Here is a 25,215-nt window from a genome sequence, read left to right as displayed (position 1 = left end):
GTTAGGAGGGGAAAAATTTGATTACAGTAGATGGTTTAAGTAAATCCTTCAAGGTTGCGAAACGGTCTTCAGGACTTAGGCAGGCAGTGAAGGGGCTTTTTTATCGTGAGCATACGATTGTTGAAGCGTTGAATGATATTTCTTTCTCTATTGAACCGGGGGAAATCGTCGGGTATATTGGTCCGAATGGCGCAGGGAAGTCAACAACGATAAAAATCATGAGCGGAATATTGGTTCCAGATCGAGGGACGTGTAACATAATGGGATACACTCCATGGAAGGAAAGAGCATCCTATGTAAAACATATCGGTGTTGTTTTTGGGCAGCGGTCTCAATTGTGGTGGGATGTACCCGTCATAGACTCGTTTGAGCTTCTCCGTGATATTTATAAAATTCCTCAAAATGAATATCAAGATAATCTTGATCTACTCATTGAAACACTCGATTTACAAAGTCTGATTCATTCACCTGTGCGACAATTAAGCTTAGGACAAAGGATGCGTTGTGAAATCGCAGCATCACTGCTTCATAGTCCTAAAATTTTATTTTTGGATGAACCGACAATTGGACTAGATGCTGTTTCAAAAATTGCCGTACGCGAGTTCATTAAAAGGATAAATAAAGAAAAGGGCGTTACCGTCATTCTTACGACGCATGATATGAATGATATTGAAGCTTTAGCTGATCGAGTTATTTTAATTGGTAAAGGAAGTTTATTATTCGATGGTAACTTAAATGAATTACGAAAACATTTTGGGACTCATAAAACGATTACGGTAGATTACCGGGAGGACCAGAATCCATTTAAAATTCCTGGAACCACAATGATGTCATGGTCTCCTGAACGGGCAATTTTAAGTTTAGATACTGAACAAGTTAAAATATCTGACGTGATTTCCAGTTTATCCAGTAAGGTTGACCTACTCGATGTGACGATTGAAGCACAACCAATTGAAGAAATTATCGTTGGTCTCTACAAGGAGTTTCAAATATGAAGCCATATGTATCTGTACTAAAACTACGATTATTGAACGGTATGCAATATCGTTCAGCAGCATTGGCTGGGGTAGCAACACAGTTTTTCTGGGGATTTATGTACATCATGATTTTTGAAGCTTTTTATAGTCAAACAGTACATTCTCAACCACTTTCTTTAAAAGAAATCATTACATACTTATGGTTACAACAATCCTTTTTAGCTTTCATCATGCTGTGGTTTCGTGATAATGAGCTTTTTGATCTAATTACAACTGGGAATATCGCATACGAACTTTGTAGACCATGCGAAATATACGGATTTTGGTATTCAAAACTTTTAGCCCAACGCTTGTCGAGTGCAATACTAAGGTGTTTTCCGATCCTACTTGTTGCATTCCTTTTACCTCAACCTTATAAAATGACGTTACCACCAAGTGTCTTAACCTTTGTGTTATTTTTACTTGCCCTGATTTTTGGATTACTTCTACTAGTTTCGATTTCAATGTTCATTTATATTTCAGTATTTGTGACAATGTCACCTATAGGCTCTTTACTACTGTTTGGGGTTTTTGGTGAGTTTTTCTCTGGATTAACAATTCCGATTCCTCTAATGCCGGCTTGGCTTCAGACCGTTGCTTATTTCCTTCCGTTTCGATGGACAGCTGATTTCCCGTTTAGGGTTTACTCTGGGAATATTCCTCAAACTGAAGCAGTAATTGGTATCGTAATACAAATTGTTTGGTTAAGTTTACTTGTTTGGCTAGGAAGAATCGCTTTTAATAAAGCCTTACGAAGAGTCGTAGTCCAAGGAGGTTGACACTATGAGACTATATTTTAAATATCTTCTTATTCTCTTTAAATCACAAATGCAATACCGCACATCTTTTTGGCTTTTAACAATTGGCCAGTTTTTAATCCCGTTCTCGATGTTTGCGGGTCTTTATTTTTTATTTGAACGTTTTGGACAAATTAAAGGATGGACTTTTTATGAGGTTGCGCTTTGTTTTGCGATTATCCATATGGCTTTTGCTTTAAGTGAATGTTTTGCTCGTGGATTTGATTCTTTCTCTAGTCTAGTAGCTAGCGGTAATTTTGATCGAGTACTTGTTCGTCCTAGAAGTACGATCGTTCAAGTTATGGGTTCTAAATTCGAGTTTACTAGAATTGGTAGATTGCTTCAGAGTTTAATTGTTTTGATTTGGGCAATAAATAATCTCTCCATTGAATGGAGTAGTATGAAAGTAGTGACCATTATTTTGATGGTTATTAGCGGGGTCTTTATTTTTACTGGAATCTTTATTCTTGCTGCAACGATGTGTTTTTGGACAATTCAAGGTCTCGAAGTGGTCAATATTTTTACAGATGGCGGTAGAGAGATGGCACAGTATCCATTAAATATCTATCAGAAATGGATAACTAAATTCTTTACTTTTGTTATTCCTTTTGGATGTGTCAATTACTTGCCTTTAATGTACATTCTAGATAAAACGGAGGGGAAAGCATATCTATATATGTTATCGCCAGTAGCAGGGATTATTTTTATTATACCTTGTTTACTAGTTTGGCAAATTGGAGTGAGGCATTATCGATCGACAGGTTCGTAAAACTCTTTACATGATGGATCCGTTCAATTAGAGTTCCAATATTCTAGTTATTTGTGAAGCAAACTCTACCTTTTCTTTGATAAAATATTAGATATAAGGGGGAGTTAAGTTGAAAGTACAGATAGGTAAATATAAGGTTAACTTCTTGGTAATATATGTGATATTACTTGTATTGATGTTTAGTATAATATTTTCACTAATGTTTTTATTTCATGTATCTCACTTGAAAGTTTTATTTGGAGGATTTTCTATTTTATTGCTAATTGTTTTAGCTTTTTACTGGATGGATAGTAAAAGCTTTCATAACAACTTAGGTCGTATACGAAGGACATATTATACGTTGTATTTAATAGTCATGGCAATTGGAGTAATAACTAGTAATCTAGATTTTAAGAATTGGAAGTTACTTACAGAAATTTCAGCTTTGGTAGTTTTTATAGATTTAGCTGTATTTCTATGTCCAAACATTTTAAAAATTTGGAGTGCAGAGTTTAAGTATGAAGATGAAGTTCGTGAGGCTTTGACAGAGAGTAAACAAATGATTTTAAAAAGTGCCAAAAAAGCAGAAAATTTCTCTAAAGTCATACAAGAAACCGTTGTTTCCTTTGATAATAAACCTCTTCCACAATCAAGAGAAGAGTATGTTAATCAATTATCGGAATATCTGAAGCTATATAGCGATACATTCGGTATTGCCATCACTATATTTATATTTGACTCACCAATTAGCGAGGAAGATAAGCAAAATAAAATTCGATCCCAGATTACTAAGATGAGTATTAGACATGCAATAAACTTTTCAACAAATGAAGAAGATAAAAAGGATATGATAAAGACTTTTTCTTATGGTGAAACCATTATTTTAAAAGAGGAAAAACTAATTTCTATACCTTACTTCGGAAATTATTATAGTATGATTGTGACATTAGAGGCAGGAGATGTAGCGGTCGATGGGATTGATGCTTCTTATATTTCAAACTTGTTATATATTTTTGATTGGTATATGGTTGATTTAGAAGAGGATGATGAATAATTATAATTATTATGATAAGATATGAATGAACACATCTAATAAAACAGGAGGGGTTATCATGTCAAGTATAAGTGGACAAGCAGTAAGTGAACTTCGTAGATCTGCAGGTATTAAGCGAAGAAAATCTAAGTCTAACGCCCCTACAGAAAACTCCTTACGACCAAATACACAAGTAGCAGTTGTTGAAGGATTTAGAAATGTTCTTAAAGCTAACGCTAAAGCAGAAAAACTTACATATACAAGGTAATTTCATTAAGCAGGGGATGATTAAATTCCCTGCTTTTCTTATGCATAAATGCTTCTTTTCCTGTATAGGATTGGTATTAAAAGATTGTACAGGAGGGGCATTATGGGATTAAAACGAAAAAATAAAAGAAAATCCACTCAACCACACACAAAAGTAGTCGATTTTGGAATGGGTAAGACATTAGCTAAAATTGAAAAAGCCATTCGGATTTTAGAAAAGAAATAGTATTATGATTTTTTATAGGCTGTCTAAATGTACTTCCAAAATAATAAATATAATTGAATTAAAAGGATTAAAAAAACAATGAAAAAACAAATTAAAGTAGTTGGAGCAGTCATACGAAACGATCAAAACCAAATACTATGTGCCTTACGTTCACCAGAAATGAGCATGCCAAATAGCTGGGAATTTCCTGGAGGAAAAATTGAAAAGACTGAGAAACCTGAAGAGGCGTTGGTTCGTGAAATACAAGAAGAATTAGGATGTGAAATATCTGTAATCGAACTAGTTCATGATGTAATTCATGAGTATCCAAATATAATTGTAAATTTGATAACCTACGAAGCCAAGATTATAAGCGGTACGCCAGTAGCTAATGAGCATGCGAAGATTGAATGGAAAGAAATTTCTGAGTTAAATGAACTTGAATGGGCCCTAGCTGACCTTCCTACGGTTGACAAATTGATTAGATAAATTATCAATTACTAGATATCGAACGAATGATAAAAGAAATATTTCTTTGGAAATTGAATTTATTTCCATATCCAATATAATTATAAATAGCAACTATAGTGTACATACTAGATTAGTTAAGGAAAATTCTTGTAAAACATAGGAGGAAACTATGGGAAGATTAGTTCATTTCGAAATTCATGTTGATAACATGGAACGTGCAAAGAAATTTTATGGAGAGGTATTTGGTTGGACGTTTCAAGATTGGAGTGAATATGCAGGAATGCCATACTTTGGTGCAGTGACAGGCAATGAGGACGAAATGGGAATTAACGGTGCCTTAATGCAACGCCAAAGTGCTCCTCCTGAAGCTAACCAACCATTAAATGGATATGCATGTACAATGGGAGTAGAAAATTACGACGTTACGGAAGCTAAAATTGTTGAAAATGGTGGCAAAGTAGCAATGCCTAAATATGCACTGCCTGGAATGGCATGGCAAGGATACTTCAAGGACACTGAAGGTAATGTTTTTGGAATTCATCAACCAGATGCTAATGCAAAGTAATTATTGATGGGTGTTTGAAAATAATCCAAGATTTGATTTATATGATAGATTAGGGAACTTCTGTGTATAAATATTTATAGAAAAGAGAACAATTTAAAGTTGTTCTCTCTTTTTTATTTACCTGCGTACTTTAAAAGAACTTAAAGGGTGCACCATTAGTGAATGAACATGCAAAGTGATTAAAGGTTTTAAAGAACTAGATTGGGTTTCGGCTGACATTCCAACAGTTGAATTTAATTTCTTTAAATTAATTCCTGTTTCAATAAAATAGGACTGCTCATAACTATGCTTAATATGTCGGGTGTTAGTCGCCCCCTCCTACTTAATTTTACATTAATTTTAATCTCATAGACTTATGAGACAGACTCAACTCCTATTTAAAGAGAATTTAAAATTTGAATTTGTTGTGCTAAATCCGTACTCTCTAAAAATCTAGCTGATAAAAAAGTTTCAATTTCTTTGAAACACTTATCCATATTTTTTAAGTCTGAGTCGGTAAAAGTAATAGTAGTAATTCCAAAATTTTTAAAGTATTCATTTCTTTTGTCCATTTCTTTCCCCCATTTTAAACTTAAGTCCGAATTTAATTGGACTTGAGTTTTTTTTGTAATACCATTAATGGCCATATGTGTAGAATGAGGGCTAAATTCAAATCCAATAAAATCATTAGTATGAATGTTGAAAATAGTGAAATCTAATCGATATTTATGATCATGTTCTAAACCAGCATATCTTAACTCAGGTATTAAAAAAGGTTCTTCATATACATTTTCATTTTTTTTTAAGTAGTCTATGTATCTATCAAAAATTTCTTTTTCATAAATGGAATTAGATATCCTTTTTAAAATACTTCGGTAAAACATAATTAAATTTTGTAGATTATCAAAATAAACTAATTTATTTGAATCAGGATCTATTATCCCACTAGTTAATATATGACCAATAGTCCAATATTTAAAATTGGCTCGTCTAATTTCGTTCACATCGTTTGTCCATTCGCTATTTCTAAGAGTGGGAGTAATTGCTAATCCCCATTTTAGGTTGTTATCACCAAACCAAATTATCCACAGTTGTTCTTTGGGTTTATATCGAGTACGAGCATTATAATTTCTATAGAAATTCCTTTCAAGAAAGGTGAATGAATAATCCCTGAATGTATCGTTTTTAAGAAGTTCTATTAGAATATATTTGTGAGTTCTACCATTTTTATCTGTATGAACTTGATGCCCAGTTGAATCGATTAAACCTTTCAACCAACGAGCAATAAAATCATCAGGGTCTCTAAATTGCATTTTCACACTATCAACAAAAGTATTATTTTTACTACCGATTAATGCATGAAGGCCATGAATTGATGTTGAATTATTTACTTGGTGATATTCTACTTTTTCTTTTAATATTTCCAATACACTATCCTGTAAGTCTTTTAATTTTTGGGTAGTTTGTACTTCAGCTTGATTTAAGTTTTTATACTTTCCTATCATTCTATTAGCCCCCTTAAATAATAACTATTATATAATGAAAAATGTAATAGTGTTCAACAAATTGTGATTTATGGATAAATGATAATTTTGTTAAATTGGCGGGTATTTTATTAGTTTATGATTAATTAGGAATAACATATTTAATTTGAATGTTTCTATAATCTTGAAAGTAGGGAAAAGCTGCTAAACTATTTTAGTTGATAAGGATCCTTTCTGCTTAAAATTAGGAAAGAAAATGGATACAGACTTTATCGAATGCTGCCGATGAGACTGCTGGTGTTGAGCCACCATTCTAATTAACATCTGGAAATGAAGAGAAAACAAAAATATTAAGTTATGAAATTTGTATAAGAAAGTAGATGGTTGAGATGAATATTAGTATGGGTCAACGTGAATATTTGTTGGAAATCCTCAATTATGAGTATATTATACCTAATGAATTTCATGAATGTATTGAAGATGCTATTAAAAAATATGCAACTAATAGCAGATATTTTAGGGTAACCATTGATTCAATGTTAAAAAAGCCTCAGAGCATGGCGACAAGTATTGGAGCAATTCGGGATAACAATTTAAGCCTTTTCAGAGGTAAATTTGCTGAATGGCTGGCATGTATTGAATATAATGCCTTAAAAAACAAGGGAATTGTTTTGATGACAATAATTAATCCAGATTCAACTTCAAAGGCAGATTTGTTACATATTATTAAAAAGGATGATAAATATGAAGCTATTCCTGGACCAGACATTAAATGCGGGGGTAGTACGTATGTCTTAAACCAGTGGAACAAAATTGTAAATAGTAGATATGACATACCTATGGTTGATATGGATGGTAATCTGACAACCGAAGAGGGATTAAAAATGCTTACGGAGAAGCAAAGAGAAAAATTTGACCAGCTCAAACAAGTACATCCTAAGAAGAAGCCTATTAAATCCGTGTGGAATAAACAAGACATTAATAGGCTTATGATGGATTATCTTAAATATGTAAGTGATGGTATTACACCCGCTGATTCAGAAGATAGGCCATTTGTTGCTAGTAAAGATAATCGGGATAGAATAAGAGATAATTTATCTAAACTTCCAGGTAAAACTGAAAATCGGTCTAGCTGGGTTGAGTTATGTAAAAAAGCTTCTGAATTACCAAATATACCGGAAAATTATTTGAATCCTATAACCATGGCAAAAATAGAAAAGAAAAAGAGGGAAGAAGTATCTAAGAAAGGTTCCAAAACTTCAACCGAAAATATAAAATATGCAAAAGGAAAGGGAAATAATAATAAAACTAAAAGTGTATCAGGGAATAAGAACGTTAACAAACCAATACAGAAGGGCTTAATAAAAGGGTTAGCGAATTTCTTAGGATATGATTCTCCTCCTGAAATGATTATGGATGGAGTACTAAAAATATTACCCGCTTCAGTAGCCGCTGGTAGAGTAATAGTGAACAAGATGTTTGGAGGGGGTTCGGACTCGAGGCCAAGTCTATTTGATAATCAGGGGAATGAAAAAACCTACAATGATTCAATTGAAATAAAAAATATTACAAATAAAAGAACTAATACAACTAATTCAACCCACGCTTCTCCGAGGGAACATGTTGTAAAGGGACATGGGCAGCATTACAATACAAGAGAAGGTCGGATTTTCAGAGAAAAAGAACCATTTTCACGTGGGAAAAAGGGTAAAAGTATGTAATTATAATGTTGATGTTGAGTAACTCTATAATAATCTATAAAGCAAGGTATAAAATTCATACACCCGGTTGAAAAGTCAGTTAAAGAAAAATAAGAAAGGGCTCATACTATTATATTGGAATTACTTATATAAAACCATCAAGATCTTTTGTGTTACAACATATACTCTAGACATGTGGAGTGCTACTCACTACTAGAATCGAAGGAATAAATTGATTGTGGCTGTGTGTAAAAGTCACTCTGATTTTTAGGGAGGCTTATATTTGTAATGTATTACGATTAAACAGGAGGAGATACTCATAAATTAAGAGGTGAACAATTAAAAAGGGGAGTTTAACTACACGCAACAATTTTTTTGTTTACTTTATCAGCTTGTAGTCAGGCAGTGGGTTAAGGTACTGACTGGACTTCAGTGGTTCATCTCTAGGAGTTGAAGTTAGTTGATGTAAATGAACGCTCATAGAGTTGGACTATCTTCTTACTTCTATTTTCTTTACATACCAAACCATCAATGAAGCCTACAAGAGGAATTATTTTGAATAATTTGTAAAGGTGATTAGAATAATTAATTAACTTGCTGGATTTATTAGAACATAGATATTGAACTGGCGGTGTTAAATAATGATATTAGCTTCCGAAAATATAAAATCGATTGCAGTTTTTTCTGAAGATATAAACAACGAGTATAGATATATTCTAAAATGGGAATGGGATTGTAATAAAAAGAAGGCTACAGTAATTATGTTAAATCCAAGTACGGCGACCCATCAAAAATTTGATACTACGATAATGAATGTTCATAATTTTATTATAGATTATGAGAATGAATCATATGGTTCATATTCAATCGTTAACCTTTTTGCTTATCGTTGCACTGATCCTAAACTTTTAGTAAATAGAAAGCTAGATTATGAGATGAAAAATGATACTTTCCTGAAGGATTCTTTTGAATATTCCGACATCATAATTGTTGCTTGGGGTAGAGATTTTAGTAAGGTAAATGCGGTAACCAAATGTGATATTAATATAAGAATTTCTAATGTTTTAGAAATGTTGAGAGTTTATCAAGATAAAATATTTATTTTTTGGGATGGTAAAGAAGAATTAATTAATATAAAGCCAAGGCATCCGGTATTATTAAAAAGTTATTGGGCGTTAATTCAATATACTATTTAAAATATATTTAAATTTTATTCAACTAAAATTATTCTTTGTCATTATCTATTTGATAATAAAGGATTATTAATGATGGGATAACTACATTAGTATTTTTAAACTTTCTTTTATTGATTTAAATAAGACATATATTATAGTTCCTGTTTTTTATTTTAGTAATTACGTAGATCAACACTTTTTATACGAAAATAGATAATTTATAAATATGATGTTAATTAATAATTTATGGATATATGAACTTCGTAGTTTTCTGTATTTTGTTAATAAAGGTAAAGTTAAAGGGGAATATAAAAGTGGATTTCAGTACCTACAAAAGTATTGTTAATTTGAATAAAAAAGTTCTTTATGAAACTGCTCTTAAAGCTATAAAAAACTCTCATTTAGAAGCGCATACAATGGCTTTAAACCCACAAGAACCGGACTTTATTGCAAAAATTGCAACAGCTGGGATAATTGATTTAGCAAATTCTTGGAAAAATATTTTAATGCCGTATGGAATTTCTACCTCAGTTGTTTCTGTTTTTTGTCATCAAAGACCAATAGTAAAACATACGATGTCAAGCGTAAACCCAGAAATAGGAGATTTACTTATAGTACATATATATCATCCCAAAAAAGGGAAAAGCAAAAGAACTGCATTATTATTACAAGCAAAAATGATGACTGATCATACTGTGAAAATCTCCACCCACGATCACCAACTGCTCCTTTATAAACATTGGCCACAATTTAGTTTTGTGAAACCAAAGATCAGTGGGATAAATATTAATGTAGTTCCCAGTCAAGCTCATAATGGTGGTCAATACTTATTGATTGACGATGAAAATTTTATGGGACCGTTTTCGTGTACATATTCAACAGCTGAAGCAGATGAAACATTAATTCCTGCAAATAGTTTGACTCACACTATGTTAAAGATATTATTATTTGAAGAGGGAAAAGAATTTTTAGGAAGAAAGGCCGCGCATAATAAACGTGACTGGTCTAAATTAATTTGGTTATTACTGGAGAATTCTGTTCAGAAAAATTTTAAGCGTAAGAATATTAAATTATCATCTGCATCAAGAACAAACGGGAGTAATTTAAATGGATTATCTGGTCTCTATGCATCTTTATCAAATAAAAATACTCCTTTTATAACTGATTTAATTGGGAAAAAGATAACAAATCAGTCTTTGCAAATTGCACCCGAAAATGCATTAATCCCCTTTTATAAGCTAGAGGGGGAAGGTGGTATTTCAACAATAATAATTGAGTCATCACATATAAATCAATAAGTGACAAGTTACGGTTAGTGCTATTGCCTGGAATGGCATGGCAAGGATACTTCAAGGACACTGAAGGAAATATTTTTGGAATTCATCAACCTAATGTTTTATGGATTTGATGAAAGGGAACAATTTAAAGTTGTTCTCTTTTTTTTGTATACTTAGAGAAACAAAAGCCAACTGTCGACAGTTGACTTTTGTTATAAAAAGGAAGAATAAAATAATAAATTCTATAAAAATTGTTCAAACACAAAATTGCCATATTACCCTTCTTATTTAGGATGTTTTTCATGGTATTCTTAAATTGAAATAATTCATGATAATAACAGGTAAGAAAAGGATAAACCAATGAAAAAAATAATTATTATTACGGTGTTAATCGTCATTCTTTTTACAAGTGGATTTCTATTCTCAAAAAGCAAGACATTCGATAATTACACTAACAATATCAATGACTTAATTAAATTAAAAAAAGAAAATGATTATTTAAATGAAAGAATGAGCAATGAAACATCTTTAAAAGCTAATATAACTGAATACAATCTCGAAAATAAAGAATTAAAAATGCTAAGAGAAAGACTAAATAAAGAAAGTCAAAGCAACAAAACTGAAGTAGCAATCGTTACAAAAAGAGATTATGATACATGGAACAGCTTTGTTGAAATAAATAAGGGATCAAAAGATGGAGTGAAAATAAATACAAATGTAATAACCTCTCAAGGCTTAGTAGGTAAAGTAATCGAAGTTTCGAATCATACTTCAAAAGTAGATTTATTAAGCGCAATTAAATATACTTCATATATTTCAGTCCAACCAAAAAATAATCATCAATTACAAGGTTTAATTAAAGGTGCAGATGAGAAAACTGGCTATTTAAAAATGACTCTTTTCAATGTAAATGATCAATTAAAACCTGGAGAAATCATTGTTACCTCTGGACTAGGAGGAATCTATTTACCAGGTATTGAATTAGGTAAAGTAAAAGAAGCTAAAATTGATAATTTAGGTTTAAATCAAACAGCTTATATTGAACCTTTTTATGATTTAAACGATTTAGAGTACGTTATTTTATTGTTAAGTAAAAAATAAAAAGGAAGAACAATAGGAAAAGAGAACAATAGTATAGTTGTTCTCTTTTTGAAGTTAAATATAGGTAAAACAATAACAGTACATAAATAAGTAGGTGTTTGCATAATGTTACATTTTGAGGAAAGGATTCAAAAATTTGAATATAAACTAAACGATACTGATGATCAAATTATTGAGTTTATAATGAATAACAAAGAAGAAGTTGTTGGCTACTCTATACAATATTTAGCTGCTCAATTGTTTACTGTTCCAAATACAATAACGAGATTAACAAAAAAATTAGGTTTTGATGGATTTTCTCAGATGAAGAATAGTTTAAAAGAGGAGATTATTAAGCAGGATGTTTTTACAGAAGAGGATAGTCTATCATTTAACATTCATAAAACAATTGGATTAATTGATCAAAATAAGTTAGCACTCACTACGAAATTAATTCAAGAAGCACGAAGGGTGCTTTTCTTTGGTGTAGGGGATACTGCGCCATTTTGTGAAATGATGATAAAAAATCTTAAGGTTGTTGGTAAACAAGCTGAATACTATTTCCATCGTCATGATATATTATATGAACTTTCTAGATTGGAGTCTAAGGAAAATAATTTACTATTTTTAATTTCATTGTCTGGAGAAACGGCTCAAGTATTGGATGTAGTAGAGCTGGCAAAACAAAAGGGAATTAAAATAATTTCACTTACTCATTTTAGTAAAAATTCTTTACAACAAATTGCAGATGTGAATTTGTATTGCTACTCTCCTAATAAAAAGTTTAATGAATACAATATTACAGATAAAACACCTTTGTTGTTAGTTCTTAGAGCTTTATCTGAGTTTTACTGGAAAGCATCGAATTGATGTGTATAAATACACATTAAAATTAAAAAATTACTAAAACTTGTGTAAAAATGAGAAGTATCAAGCTTCTTATTTTTTTTTTGCTATTATGAAGTCAAAGTAGTCCACTAATAATTGAAAGGGGTTACAAAGATGCAGTTAAAAAAGTTAACTTCTGAAGCTTTAGTAAGTACTAAAGAGAGATTTACATCTAAAGAAGAAATCATAAAATTTTTAGTTAAAAAATTAGCATCAGAAGGGAAAATTCATTCTGAGGAAGAGTTTTATAAAGCGGTAATGGAAAGAGAAGCTTTATCTCCAACTGGTTTTGAAGGTGGTCTTGCTATTCCACATGGAAAATCTTCGGCAGTTAAAGAAGCTTCATTTGCAGTCGCAACACTAGAGAAGCCAATTAGTACTTGGGAGAGTGTTGATCCAAAAAATCAAGTTGAATTAGTAATTTTATTAGCGATTCCAAAAGAAGAGGAAGGAACAACACATCTTACTCTATTATCTGAACTGGTTACAAGACTATCAAATGAAGAGTATAAAAATAATCTACTTCATTCAAGGACGAATAAAGAACTTTATGATCATCTTGATTTATCTTTACAATCTACTAATCAGAAAATCTCACAAGATAGAGATAAAACCGTTTTAGCCATTACAGCTTGCCCAGCAGGTATAGCACATACTTATATGGCAGCGGAAGCATTAGTTAAAGCAGGTAATGAATTAGGAATTAATGTATTTGTTGAAAAACAAGGGGCAAATGGAATTGAAGATCGGCATACATACGAATTAATTAAAAAGGCTGATGCGATTGTATTGGCGGTGGATGTTGCAGTGAAGGATGAAGAGCGATTCAAGCATCTTCCGAAAGTAAAAACATCTGTAGCTTCTCCTCTTCGAAACGCAAAAGGTATTTTAGAACAAGCATTACAAAAAATAGAAAATAAACCAAAAAGAGGAATGGTCGAAAGTGAAGAATCAGTTCATGAGATTGAAGAGAAATCTATCAAAACAGAAGTTAAGGATTCTCTTTTAACAGGAATCTCTCACATCATCCCTATTATTGTAGCGGGAGGTATGACGTTAGCGGCGGCTGTCTTTATAGCGCAAGCTTTTGGTCTTCAAGATTTATATGCAGCAGAAGGATCATGGTTATGGTTATTACGCCAATTAGGTGGTTCTTTATTAGGACAAATCATGATTCCAATTTTAGCTGCATATATGGCCTACTCGATTGCTGATAAACCAGCATTAGGGCCAGGTTTTGCAGCAGGGGTCGCGGCAAATTTAATCGGCAGTGGATTTTTAGGAGGTATGCTAGGAGGATTACTAGCGGGTTATTTCTTAAAGTATCTAAAAGTTAAGGTCAAACCTAAAGGAACTTTCGCAGGATTTGTTAGTTTTTGGTTCTATCCTGTAATTGGAACTCTTGTAGTTGGTTCAATCATGCTATTTGTAATTGGTAAGCCATTAGCTCTCTTAAATCAAGGACTAATTGATTGGCTAGATGGAATGAGTGGAGCAAATGCGATTATACTTGGTGCAATATTAGGAGCAATGGTTTCATTTGACCTTGGTGGTCCAATAAACAAGGCTGCTTACACATTCTGTATCGGTGCAATGGCTAGTGGAAATATAGTACCTTATGCAGCATTTGCATCTGTCAAAATGGTTTCTGCATTTTCCGTCACTGGAGCAACGATAATTGGTAAACATTTATTTTCTGAACAAGAAAAAGAAATTGGTAAACAAACATGGTTGCTTGGATTAGCAGGAATTACAGAAGGTGCGATTCCATTTATGATTAAAGATCCCCTAAGAGTGATACCTTCATTAATCACTGGTTCAGCAGTCACAGGAGCGATCGTTGCTTACTCTAATATTGGTCTAAATGTTCCTGGTGCTGGAATTTTCTCTTTAGCCTTACTTCAAGGTAAACCAGCCATAGTAGCTGCAGGCATTTGGTTTGGAGCAGCATTAATTGGTGCGTTTATATCAACAAATTTATTAATTATGACAAGAAAACAAAAAATAGTTAAAGAAATAAAGATAAAGGCATCACAACAAAATGTCGCATAAGAGTGGAGGAGTAAAATGAAAAAAGTTCATATCGTTCCACATATGCATTGGGATAGAGAATGGTATTTTACGACGGAAGAGTCTAGAATTCTATTAGTTAATAATATGGAAGAAATTATGGAGATGTTAGAAACGAATCCTGATTATCCTTACTATGTGTTAGATGGACAGACTGCTATTTTAGAAGATTATTTTGCTGTAAAACCAGAAAATAAAGAACGAGTGAAAAAGCTTGTTCAAGAAGGGCGATTAATTATTGGTCCATGGTATACGCAAACGGATGAGATGATTGTCGGTGGTGAGTCGATTGTTCGTAATTTATTATACGGAATGAAGGACTGTGAAGAGTTTGGAGTACCGATGAAAATTGGTTATCTTCCAGATTCGTTTGGACAATCAGCTCAGATTCCGATGATTTTAAATGGGTTTGATATTAAGTATTCAATCTTCTGGCGTGGAACATCTGAACGACATGGAACAAATAAGACTGAATTTTATTGGGAGACGGATGATGGTTCAAAGGTGTTAGTTCAATTGTTTCCGCTAGGGTATGCAATCGGTAAGTATTTACCAGAGGATGAAGAAGTACTGCAAAGTCGAATTGATAAGTATTTCACTGTACTTGATCGAGGAGCAACGAGTGACCATATAATCTTACCGAATGGTCATGATCAAATGCCGATTCAAAAGAATATTTTTACAATCATCGAAAAGCTTCAAAATCTTTATCCAGAGCGAGATTTTTTCTTAAGTAAATATGAAAATGTTTTTGAAAATCTAGAAGAGCAAAAAGATCTTGTTACATTAAAAGGTGAATTTTTAGATGGGAAGTACATGCGGGTTCATCGAAGTATTTACTCGACTAGAATGGATATTAAAGCAGCAAATACTAGAATTGAAAATAAAATTACCAATATTTTAGAACCACTTGCATCAATCGCCTACCGTTTAGGTTTTGAGTATCACCATGGCTTAATTGAGCTAATCTGGAAAGAGATTATGAAAAACCACGCACATGATAGTATTGGATGTTGCTGTTCTGATAAGGTACACAGAGAAATTCAAAGCCGTTTTTATTTAGCGGAAGAAAAAGTTGATCAACTAATCAATTTTTATAAACGTAAAATTGTTGATTCGATGGATACTACTAATGAAAATGATCGAATTACACTTTTTAACTTACTTCCTTATGAGCGTACTGAAGTTGTGACTACTAGTGTTATGACAAAATTAAAATCGTTTAAGCTAGTTGATCATGAATCAAATGAAATAGACTACGAAATTATTGAAAGTAAGGTTACTGATCCAGGCTTAATCGATCGTCAAATAGTTCATTATGGAAATTATGATCCGTTTATTGAATATACAATCCAATTAAAGGATAATATTCCATCTATGGGTTATAAGACATTTTTTGTAGTAGAAGATGATGATGTCTTAAAGAAAATAACTTACTCTACTAATGAGATTGAAACAGATTATTATAGGATTACCGTTAATTCAAATGGAACATTGAATATTTTTGATAAGCAAATTAAACAAATTTTTACGAATGTTCTTCGTTTAGAAAATGGTGGTGATGATGGAGATGAATATGATTACTCTCCACTTCTAAATGAGGAGTTAATTTATAGTGATTATGTTGTTGCTGAAACTAAAATTCAACAAAATCGATTTAGGGTAACAATTGATATTAAATATACTTTGGCTGTTCCTTCAAATTTAGTAAAACGTAAAAAACAAATTCTTGATGGTGCTGTCGACGTTCATATTGTAGTTAATGTTCCAAATCATAAACCTAGACTTGATATAAAATTTGAAGTGAATAACCAAGCAAAGGATCACCGGTTAAGAGTATTAATTCCAACGAATATTGCGTCGGCTTTCTCGTTATCAGATAACCAATTTGGTTCGATTAAACGAGATGTAGTTGATTCGGCAATTCATTTTTGGGAGGAAGAAAATTGGGATGAACGTCCTGATTCAATTTATCCAATGTTGAGCTATGTTGGATTAATAAATGATGATTTTGGAGTTAGTGTATTAACGAACAGTACGAGGGAGTATGAAATTGTTGGTGAAAAATTTGATACGATAGCTATTACTTTGTTTAGGAGTGTTGGTTTTCTTGGGAAAGAGGAGATGGTTCGTCGGCCAGGGCGACCGTCGGGGATTAAGTTGCCTACTCCGGATTCTCAGATGATAGGGAAGTTGTTGTTGGAGTTTGCGATTGCGACATATAGTAAGGAAGAAAATGTTGCTCGTATTGCTAAGGAGTATTTAACTCCGGTTGTTGCATATAATAAGATTCCTTTTGATGCTATGAAGTTGAATGAGTCTGGTGTGAAGACGCCGTTGGTGTTTAGCTTTTTTAAAGAATATTCCCAAAAAATTGTTCTAAGTACGTTGAAAAAGGCTGAAAAAGTAGATAAATTTGTTATACGTTTTTATAATTCATCGGAAAAAGCAGAGTATGCTTTTTTGCAATTTAATGATGAGATTGATAAAGTATACACAGTTAATTTAAATGAAAAAGTAAAAGTAGAAGTAATTGTAAACGATCAGCAAGTAGGAATAAATGTGAGAACAAATAAGGTTAAATCGATTTTGTTTTAAAACAATAAATATATGTATTTAAATCAAAAAAGGCTATTTTTCTTTTTTAATAACGGAAAATAGCCTTTTTCTGGTTGCTTTTAAATATTTATTCCGCATTCAATTAATTTGTAATGTTGTTCAATACTAGTATAGAAAGGTCCAAAAAAATATAATTGAGATGTTCTATGTACTTCAATCTTCCTTTTATCCATTATACTCCATCCTTTTTGCTGATAACTTCATATTCGCTTGCAATTTTCCTCTTGAGATTTTTACAATATTCTAAATTAGAGCTAGGTTTATTTCCATGTAATGGACATGAATGCGAAAACATGAAACAAAGGAAAAATACAATTTTATATTTTAGTATTGCTAAGTCTGGATTCCCCACAAGTTTTCGAACGTTCTTCCTAAATCCTATACCTTTTTGCACAATTCCATCCCTATATTATTTTCCAATGAAGTTCCTTTAGAACGAATTACCTTGATATTTTTCAAATGCTACTAATTTGAAAATATATCTGTCATATTAAAAACCTCGATTAAAGAAAATAATAAAAAAATTAACATTTGCGCTTAGAAATCACCTCATGAGCTGATTTCTAAGTGCTAACCATCGTATATTATTAAACCATTAAAGGAAAAATGGTTTTATTTGGGAGGTGGACGATTTGCCAAACATTTTACCTAATGATAATGAGCTATTGCAAGGTGTATTGCATAAAGTTATTCTTTATCGGGTTACTAGAAACCTAAACAATGAACTTGTATCCCGAAAAATAAAACATTACCAATTAAGTGAAGCAACTGGAAGAAGTGGAAATTGGTTTAATCGAACATTCAACAATTTGGAAGATATGAGAGTTTCCACTCTTATTAAATCGATTGCAGCAGTTTCTAAGATATCCAAACAAAACAAGGATAACCCAATTTTGATTACTTCAATACTTAACAATGAAATAATGGAAATTGCTTCTGTTTTGTTGGACCTAAATGATGTTGAGATTAAGGATTTGCTCAGCCCCGATTCTGGAATGACAGACTTTTTTAAAAACTTAAAGTTTTATGTTGATTCATTGGAAACTACAAATGATATATCAGTTGAAGAATCGGATGTTTGCGGTCGTATTTTTAATCTTATTAACGAAGGGGAGCGATAAAAAATGGCTGAAAGAAAAATATGGTTCATTACGCGTCCAGAACGTGACCCTAAATTCCATAGAGATGCACTTCTTGCTTTAAATGATGCAACTGATGGATTTAAGATCAAGTGGGCGGGAAATAGAGAAGCCCACTTGAATTATGAACGTGCTTTAAATGCTCGGGGGGTAAAGCGTGAAAATGTTAGTAATGATGGTTCAGGAGGTCGGACCTGGGCGGCTATGTTAAAAACATTCTCATATGTTTTTACTGATGAGGAAGGAAAACTTAGTCTAACTAAAGTCGGCAGAAAGGTCATGGACGGTGAAAAGGTAAGAGAAAATGTTACTAAGCAGATTCTGACGCTACAAATACCTAATGCATATTTTCTTGAATCTGGTTTCCGTCCTCAATTCGAATACGGATTTCGTATTCGACCAGCAAGATTTGTGATTAAATTGGTGAACCAATCACAACTCGATTACTATCTAACCAAAGAGGAAATCACCTATTTTGTTTTAACTGCAAAGACAGACACTGAACTTATGTCTGTAACTGACAAAATTATGAGATTTCGAAATGCAAATGCAGTGGAAAAAGAAGTAATAAAGCAAAAAATTATAGCAGAATTTGACCACCGTAAACGAGCAGACAAGGGAGCAAGGGATTTTGAACTAGCTCATGGTGACGTCGCTCATACGTTTATGCTTATCTGTGATTATACCGGATTAGTTGAATATATCCGCGGGGAAGCACTTAGAGTTAATCCAGCTGACTCAAAGAGAGTATCAGATGAGTTAACTGCTTATGATACCAGGTATCCTTTTAACACGCGGTATCATATTTCTTTACAGCGTATGGCAGAGAACAACGGGCTTGATATTGATAGTTATAAAGCAAGTAATTACGGTGCAATTAAGCCAGCAACTAATAAAACAAAAACTGAAAATAAGATAAAAGAATTGCTTTCAGATTATCCTGATTTGGAAGAATTGTCGCGCAAAAATATTAAAGATATACTGCTAAAAGAGTTCTCTATAAAAGAATCTGAGAAACATGCTGATGCAATTAAGAAATACAGCATGAAAGGCTTGAACATTGATTTCGTTGAAGGCTATTTAAACGAAACTAATGAACATCATTTTGAGCAAAAAACGGGTGAAGTTCTTAAAGCAATAGGTTTTACTGTGGAAATGAACCCGAAGCCAGCATCAGATGAAAAAACAGAAATTGAAATACTCGTTAAGTTGGGTAAAAAACGCTCCTTTATAATTGACGCAAAAATGTATCGACCAAAGTTCCCACTAGCTGCAAATCTGGTTTCCCATATGGCCTCTGAGTATATACCGAACTACGAAGGATATGACAACAGAGAAGTTGCTTACTTTGGATACGTTACTGTTGCAGCATGGAGCGGAGAAAAAAATCTAGTGAAGATTAGCAAGTTAGCAAAAAGAGCAATACCTGAACGAGAGATTAAAGGTATAATGTTGAGCGCGAATGTAATGCTTGGTTTCTTGGACTACTGCATTGACAATGGGATACGCAAACATAAACGAGTAGAACTATTCCTTCAAGCAATTGACAATAGAGCTTATTCAACGGTTGGTGAATTGTTACGCTATATCCAGTCAGTTTAATTTACAATGTTTTAAAGGTTTTGAAGATTTTATTCCTCTTGAATTATGTAAAACGACAATGGTCCTGCTTCTAGAGCAATTATTCAGTTTAGTTTAAAAGATACAATGGAAGCGGTTAACCTGTATGAATCGATATTGGATTTTAAACAAAGAAATAGATTTATTTTAGGAGGATTATTTATGCCCAAAACAGGAGATTCTTTTATCACAACTTTAAAGAAAGCACATTTAGAATGGGGAAACCATCGATACACAAATAGCAGGGGCATTATTTATGGGGAAGGTTACCTCCACATACCGAGCCAAGTGGCAAATAGTATAGGAATTTTAAATAGTAACTCAGGGACTACAAATACCTACAATTGTAATTCAGCTGATGGATTTTTAAAGAATGTTACTTTAAAGGCATCAGGATCCTCGAAGGCTGGAGCTGTTTTTGCTAAACAATTTCAAGGGAGTGGCAACTTAAAATTACTTGGTGATTGGTTCTTCCATGTAAATGCGGAGGAAGGGGACCAAATCAGGGTTACTTGGTTAAGTCCAACTGACATTGAAATTGAGAAACTTTAATTTCTAATAATTTTATAATTTTATAATTTTATATGAAAATACGGTAAGAAAAACGCTTTCGCGATCTTAATGGTATTTGTCAAAAACCGCCTTGTACTGGGCGGTTTCTTATTTTTAAGAAGATGGAAAGTATAGTCCTCTATAAGGAAGTCTATATATAGGTAGGACTTGCTAATTTAAATAGTCGAGTAACTAGTGTATAATAATTTCTATCTGAGAAGAAAGAAATTGGAGAGAAGTAATCATGATTTTTGAAAAGGGTGAACTTTTTTGTGGACCGGGTGGTTTGACACTTGGTGCAAAGCTAGCAGAAGTAAAAGATTCAGAAGGAAATATTTATAAAGTTAATCATAAATGGGCTGTCGATTATGACGAAGATACTTGTGAAACATTTCGACACAATATTTGTCCTGATAACCGAAAATCAGTTATTTGTGCTGATGTTAGAAGACTAAAACTTAATTTGATGCCAGATATAGATTGTTTCGCATTTGGCTTCCCATGTAATGATTTTTCTATTGTGGGAGAGTCAAAGGGGTTGGAGGGAGAATTTGGTCCTCTTTATACTTATGGAATAAAAGTATTGAAATTTAAAAAACCTAAATGGTTTATAGCTGAGAATGTTGGCGGGCTTGAAAGTGCTAATGATGGCATGGCTTTAATTCAAATCTTAAAAGAAATGGAGGGTGCGGGGTACAATATTACTCCACATAAATACAAATTTGAAGAGTATGGTGTACCACAAGCTCGCCATAGAATTATTATTGTTGGTATTCGTAAAGATATTAACTTGAAGTTTCGAGTACCCAAGGCTCCTTTTAAAAATAAGGATGAATGGACTTCTGCAAGAAGTGCGTTAGAAGTGCCAATACCTAAGGATGTACCTAATAATGAGCCAACCAAGCATACCAAACAGGTAATTGAAAGACTTTCTATTATTAAACCTGGTGATAATGCATGGGCACCATATATACCAGAAGAGTATCAGTTAAATGTAAAAGGTGCGAAAATGTCCAATATTTATAAAAGATTAGACCCAGATGTGCCTGCATACACCGTAACTGGTTCTGGTGGCGGTGGTACTCATATGTATCATTATGATGAACCCCGTGCCTTAACTAGTCGTGAGCGAGCTAGACTTCAAACTTTTCCAGATGACTTTCGATTTATTGGTGGAAGTGAAAGTGTCCGAGCTCAAGTTGGAATGGCAGTTCCAGTTGATGGAGCAAAAATTATTGTTGAAGCTATATTAAATACATTTGCAGGTAATGAATATCCAACCGAACCAGCAAGGTGGGATGATAATGAAATTAGGCAAATGATAGAAACAGGTCAACAAAAAAAGAAGAAAACCCGCAAAGGAAAAACAAAATCAATCCAAAAACAGTTAGAGGTGGATTAGGAAGGTCAGACAGCTTTTGAAATTTAATTGTTTAAAAATATATAAATTTAAAGGGATAACATACAAGGTTATCCCTTTAAATTTATTTTTAACTTGATACGTCCCTCCCTCCCTCTCTAAATAATAACTAAGTAACTAATGTAAGATATTTCAATTTCATCAATAATGATTGGTACATAATAATTATCGTCCCGTGTAATTGAACTATTTTTCTCGAAAAGCTATTTTAGCATTTTCATTATTTTTTCGGTAGGAATTTCTTTTTAAACGACTTTTTGGCCGTTGTCTAAACTCTGTATATGGATCACGAGGATTAACGTCATTTCCTGAGTTAAATAATGCGAATCAAAAGTTTTTTTAAAGGCACGAAGTGAATGTCAAATTTTAATAGGTGCATTAAAAACTCTATTTATAACCTTTATAATATAAGGTTCTTCTTAAAACCTCATTTTTCATATCTGAGGTCATATTAAAACGAAAATTTCTGATTGAGAACCTTCTTTAGCTCCATTTCCAACAATCATTATATCGTATATATTCTGTTTATTTTTACTTAATTAACCAAGAAGTACAATGTTATTGTTACTAAATTCATGTGGTGAACTGCAAAATGTGCATGTTGTAAAAGCACATTAACTATTTCTTTATGTTGTTTATTTTGTTGATAAGTATGATTAGGTGACATTCTATTATTATTTTGTTATCCAACTTTTAATCAGTAATTGGTTTCATTCTTATTGTGACGAAGCATAACGCCTACATTGTTACAAATTTTTCTTCTAATAGTTTATAATCGATTATCGAATTTTTTCATACTTAATATAACTTTCCATTGTGGTCAAATATAACATGTTATTTTCCCAATACTTTTCTTTGAAGGGGTTATCAAGAAAATATATCTTCTCCACTGATTACTTTCACTATTTCTATGCTATCGACTTTTAGTCATATTTGGAGATACCAAAATTAATGTTTATTATCCAAACTCCCAAAGATACCTGGTATTATTAGAGACATATAGTTTTGAATATTGTTATAATAATTATATTAGTAAATGACTTTAAGATTATGGGGGAACTAATGGATAGAATAACAAAGAGTCTTTTAGAAGACTTCTCAATTGTAATGGAACTGGAAATTAAAGAACAAAGTAAACTTTTTGAAATGTTTTCAGCTTATAGTATTATATCAAAAGTACATAATGAAAAGTTTGAATTAGAAGATGTTGTCGGGGGGAATGGAGGAGATTGTGGAATTGATGGATTGGCAATAATTGTTAGTGGCATTATGATAAATTCGATAGAGGAGATTGAAGATTTAATTGAAAGATCGGGTAGTATATCTGAAGTTAATTTCCTTCTAATTCAATCTAAGACAAGTTCATCATTTAATGGAGGAGAAATAAGAACGTTTGGCGATGGTGTAGTTGATTTTTTTTCAGAAAATCCTACTTTGGTTAGAAATGAGTTTATTAAAAAAAGAGCAAAAATTGTTGAATATATTATTAGTAAGGCTGCAAGAATAAAGAAAATGACATGCGAAATGTTTTATGTTACAACTGGAAAATGGATAAATGATCAAAATTTGATATCTAGAATAACCAGAATAAAAGAAGACTTAGAAGACCTACATCTATTTAAACAAGTTAAGTTTACACCAATTGATGCTCGTGAAATCCAAAAATATTATAAGCAAACACAAGAAAAAGTTAGTGCAACTATTAACTTTCCAAATAAAGTTTTACTTCCAGAAATTGAGGGAGTTAATGAAGCGTATATCGGTACACTCGAAATTAAAGAGTTCTTGAATTTGATTGAAGATGATTTAGGAAACATAAATCGATCTGTATTTTACGATAATGTTAGAGATTATCAAGGTGAAAATGATGTGAATGAAAGTATTTCAAAAACTGTTCAATCTGAGAAGTCGAATAGACTTGCTGTATTAAATAACGGTGTTACCATTGTTGCTAAATCTCTAAATGTTGCAAGAAATGATCTTACATTGGGAGACTATCAAATAGTAAATGGATGTCAAACATCTCATGTAATATATAATTATAAAGAAGATATTAATAGACTAATTAGTTTGCCGGTAAAAGTAATTGGAACTGAGAATGAAGATGTAATAAGTGAAATTATAATTGCAAATAATAGCCAAACTGAAGTTAAAAAAGAAGAATTAATGGCGTTAAGCGATTTTCAAAAACGATTAGAGTTATTTTATAATGCTATTAATGAACCTAAAAAGAGGTTATATTATGAAAGAAGATCTAGACAGTATGATGCAGTTCCAAATATTGAAAAAGTTAGAATTGTTACTATCTCTTCTCAAATAAAATGTTTTGCTTCAATGTTTTTAGATAGGCCACATTTGGCAAGTAGATTTTATGGTAAACTGTTAGAGCAATTATCCGAATTTGCTTTTGTAAGCGATCATGAATTAATGCCTTATTATACCAGTTCATTTGCATTATATAAGTTAGAATTCTATTTTAGAAATAAGAGTTTAGATTCAAAGTTTAGAAAATTTAAATACCACTTGCTTATGATGTTGAGATATTATATAAGTACTGAACAAGCGCCTTTTAACTCCAAAAAAATAAATAAGGAGTGTGAAAGAATAAATAAGGAACTATATAGTGTAAATTTATTAACACTTTTTAGAGAACTAACTAGTGTAATTGAAAATGTTGTTGATGATGTTGAAAGCACAGAAATTACAAAGAGACAGTCTTTAAATGAACAGCTAATTAAAAAAGTTGTTGAATTAAGAAAAGGTAGTATAACATCTGTATGAATAAAAAAACACGAGCATTTAATAAGCTCGTGTTTTTTTTAATAATTAATCAAGAAAATAGATTATGAGAGAGTATATGCAAAACTTAAATATCCAAAGAGAGGTAAATACCTAAAGTTAGTGAAATTATATATAGATTTGATTTGTTAAGAAACATTTTAGCTAGCTGTTATATAGCACAATATAAAGAATAGTCAGTAATTTACTCAGGAATTATTTAGTCTTTAAAAGTAGGTAGGTTAGTCAGTGAGGTTCGTAGAGCAAAAAAGGAAAGAGCTATTGACTCATTTCCCAACTAGTAAACATTCAATTAATTTTGTTGCCAAAGT

At 32.2% G+C, this 25,215-nt stretch carries 22 protein-coding genes and 1 pseudogene; 21 read left to right on the top strand and 2 right to left on the bottom strand.

Going from position 1 to position 25,215, the window contains the following annotated elements; translation table 11 throughout:
• Nucleotides 1–17 precede the first annotated feature (17 nt).
• From BED47_RS14735 to BED47_RS14705, 8 genes are all read left to right on the top strand, one after another.
• Nucleotides 18–995 carry an ABC transporter ATP-binding protein gene (locus BED47_RS14735; protein WP_069034294.1) on the top strand — a complete coding sequence of 326 codons (978 nt, stop codon included), beginning with the start codon at nt 18–20 and terminating at the stop codon, nt 993–995.
• The gene (locus tag BED47_RS14730; protein ID WP_069034293.1) at nt 992–1,795 is read left to right on the top strand and encodes an ABC transporter permease; all 804 of its coding nucleotides are present in this window, start codon (nt 992–994) and stop codon (nt 1,793–1,795) included. Before BED47_RS14735 ends, BED47_RS14730 begins: the two co-directional genes overlap by 4 nt.
• Before the next feature lie 4 nt (nt 1,796–1,799).
• Nucleotides 1,800–2,582 carry an ABC transporter permease gene (locus BED47_RS14725; protein ID WP_069034292.1) on the top strand — a complete coding sequence of 261 codons (783 nt, stop codon included), beginning with the start codon at nt 1,800–1,802 and terminating at the stop codon, nt 2,580–2,582.
• Between the two features lie 109 nt (nt 2,583–2,691).
• Nucleotides 2,692–3,615 (top strand): type II toxin-antitoxin system SpoIISA family toxin, encoded by a 924-nt coding sequence (locus BED47_RS14720; RefSeq protein ID WP_069034291.1) that lies wholly within the window; start codon nt 2,692–2,694, stop codon nt 3,613–3,615.
• Between the two features lie 58 nt (nt 3,616–3,673).
• Complete coding sequence (locus BED47_RS14715) at nt 3,674–3,862, top strand: hypothetical protein (RefSeq protein ID WP_069034290.1); 189 nt, start codon at nt 3,674–3,676, stop codon at nt 3,860–3,862.
• A gap of 102 nt (nt 3,863–3,964) precedes the next feature.
• Entirely contained in the window at nt 3,965–4,087 is a 123-nt protein-coding gene (locus BED47_RS24415) for a hypothetical protein (RefSeq protein ID WP_286143721.1), read from the top strand.
• 78 nt (nt 4,088–4,165) lie between these two features.
• Nucleotides 4,166–4,555: an 8-oxo-dGTP diphosphatase MutT gene (gene mutT / locus BED47_RS14710; RefSeq protein ID WP_069034289.1), complete on the top strand. Its 390-nt coding sequence runs from the start codon at nt 4,166–4,168 to the stop codon at nt 4,553–4,555.
• A 151-nt stretch (nt 4,556–4,706) separates the two neighbouring features.
• A complete protein-coding gene (locus tag BED47_RS14705; protein WP_069034288.1) occupies nt 4,707–5,102 on the top strand; it encodes a VOC family protein in 396 nt (131 codons plus the stop codon).
• 377 nt (nt 5,103–5,479) lie between these two features.
• Here BED47_RS14705 and BED47_RS14700 read toward each other — a convergent pair whose 3' ends face one another.
• Complete coding sequence (locus tag BED47_RS14700; protein ID WP_069034287.1) at nt 5,480–6,586, bottom strand: hypothetical protein; 1,107 nt, start codon at nt 6,584–6,586, stop codon at nt 5,480–5,482.
• Between the two features lie 380 nt (nt 6,587–6,966).
• Here BED47_RS14700 and BED47_RS14695 point away from each other — a divergent pair, with 380 nt between their 5' ends.
• From BED47_RS14695 to mngB, 8 genes and pseudogenes are all read left to right on the top strand, one after another.
• The gene (locus tag BED47_RS14695; RefSeq protein ID WP_139116362.1) at nt 6,967–8,286 is read left to right on the top strand and encodes a hypothetical protein; all 1,320 of its coding nucleotides are present in this window, start codon (nt 6,967–6,969) and stop codon (nt 8,284–8,286) included.
• 620 nt (nt 8,287–8,906) lie between these two features.
• Nucleotides 8,907–9,461, top strand: coding sequence for a DUF1643 domain-containing protein (locus tag BED47_RS14690; RefSeq protein WP_069034285.1), 555 nt, complete (start codon nt 8,907–8,909; stop codon nt 9,459–9,461).
• A gap of 293 nt (nt 9,462–9,754) precedes the next feature.
• Nucleotides 9,755–10,738: a hypothetical protein gene (locus BED47_RS14685; protein ID WP_069034284.1), complete on the top strand. Its 984-nt coding sequence runs from the start codon at nt 9,755–9,757 to the stop codon at nt 10,736–10,738.
• Nucleotides 10,739–10,761: 23 nt separating this feature from the next.
• Nucleotides 10,762–10,848, top strand: a pseudogene (locus tag BED47_RS24535) (VOC family protein); the annotation flags it as partial.
• 229 nt (nt 10,849–11,077) lie between these two features.
• Complete coding sequence (mreC, locus tag BED47_RS14680) at nt 11,078–11,818, top strand: rod shape-determining protein MreC (RefSeq protein WP_069034283.1); 741 nt, start codon at nt 11,078–11,080, stop codon at nt 11,816–11,818.
• Between the two features lie 105 nt (nt 11,819–11,923).
• A complete protein-coding gene (locus tag BED47_RS14675) occupies nt 11,924–12,667 on the top strand; it encodes a MurR/RpiR family transcriptional regulator (protein ID WP_069034282.1) in 744 nt (247 codons plus the stop codon).
• 132 nt (nt 12,668–12,799) lie between these two features.
• Nucleotides 12,800–14,737, top strand: a complete 1,938-nt coding sequence (mngA, locus tag BED47_RS14670) for a PTS 2-O-a-mannosyl-D-glycerate transporter subunit IIABC (protein ID WP_069034281.1) — start codon at nt 12,800–12,802, stop codon at nt 14,735–14,737.
• A 15-nt stretch (nt 14,738–14,752) separates the two neighbouring features.
• A complete protein-coding gene (gene mngB / locus BED47_RS14665; protein ID WP_069034280.1) occupies nt 14,753–17,353 on the top strand; it encodes a mannosylglycerate hydrolase in 2,601 nt (866 codons plus the stop codon).
• Between the two features lie 193 nt (nt 17,354–17,546).
• Here mngB and BED47_RS24530 read toward each other — a convergent pair whose 3' ends face one another.
• Nucleotides 17,547–17,726: a hypothetical protein gene (locus tag BED47_RS24530; protein ID WP_368072859.1), complete on the bottom strand. Its 180-nt coding sequence runs from the start codon at nt 17,724–17,726 to the stop codon at nt 17,547–17,549.
• 280 nt (nt 17,727–18,006) lie between these two features.
• On the opposite strand from BED47_RS24530, the gene BED47_RS14655 reads away from it, so the two are divergent.
• The 5 genes from BED47_RS14655 (at nt 18,007) to BED47_RS14635 (ending at nt 24,886) form a co-directional block, all read left to right on the top strand.
• Nucleotides 18,007–18,495, top strand: coding sequence for a hypothetical protein (locus BED47_RS14655; protein ID WP_069034278.1), 489 nt, complete (start codon nt 18,007–18,009; stop codon nt 18,493–18,495).
• Nucleotides 18,496–18,498: 3 nt separating this feature from the next.
• Entirely contained in the window at nt 18,499–20,115 is a 1,617-nt protein-coding gene (locus BED47_RS14650; RefSeq protein WP_069034277.1) for an AlwI family type II restriction endonuclease, read from the top strand.
• Between the two features lie 180 nt (nt 20,116–20,295).
• Nucleotides 20,296–20,685, top strand: a complete 390-nt coding sequence (locus BED47_RS14645; protein ID WP_069034276.1) for a hypothetical protein — start codon at nt 20,296–20,298, stop codon at nt 20,683–20,685.
• 244 nt (nt 20,686–20,929) lie between these two features.
• Nucleotides 20,930–22,087, top strand: coding sequence for a DNA cytosine methyltransferase (locus BED47_RS14640; RefSeq protein WP_069034275.1), 1,158 nt, complete (start codon nt 20,930–20,932; stop codon nt 22,085–22,087).
• Nucleotides 22,088–23,167: 1,080 nt separating this feature from the next.
• On the top strand, nt 23,168–24,886 hold the full coding sequence (locus tag BED47_RS14635; protein WP_069034274.1) for an AIPR family protein: 1,719 nt from the start codon (nt 23,168–23,170) through the stop codon (nt 24,884–24,886).
• Nucleotides 24,887–25,215 lie beyond the last annotated feature (329 nt).

The sequence above is a fragment of the Gottfriedia luciferensis genome (assembly GCF_001712755.1).
Lineage (GTDB): Bacteria > Bacillota > Bacilli > Bacillales > Bacillaceae_G > Gottfriedia > Gottfriedia luciferensis_B.
Note: the sequence above shows the minus strand (reverse complement) of the source record. Positions and strands in the feature narration are given on the sequence as shown.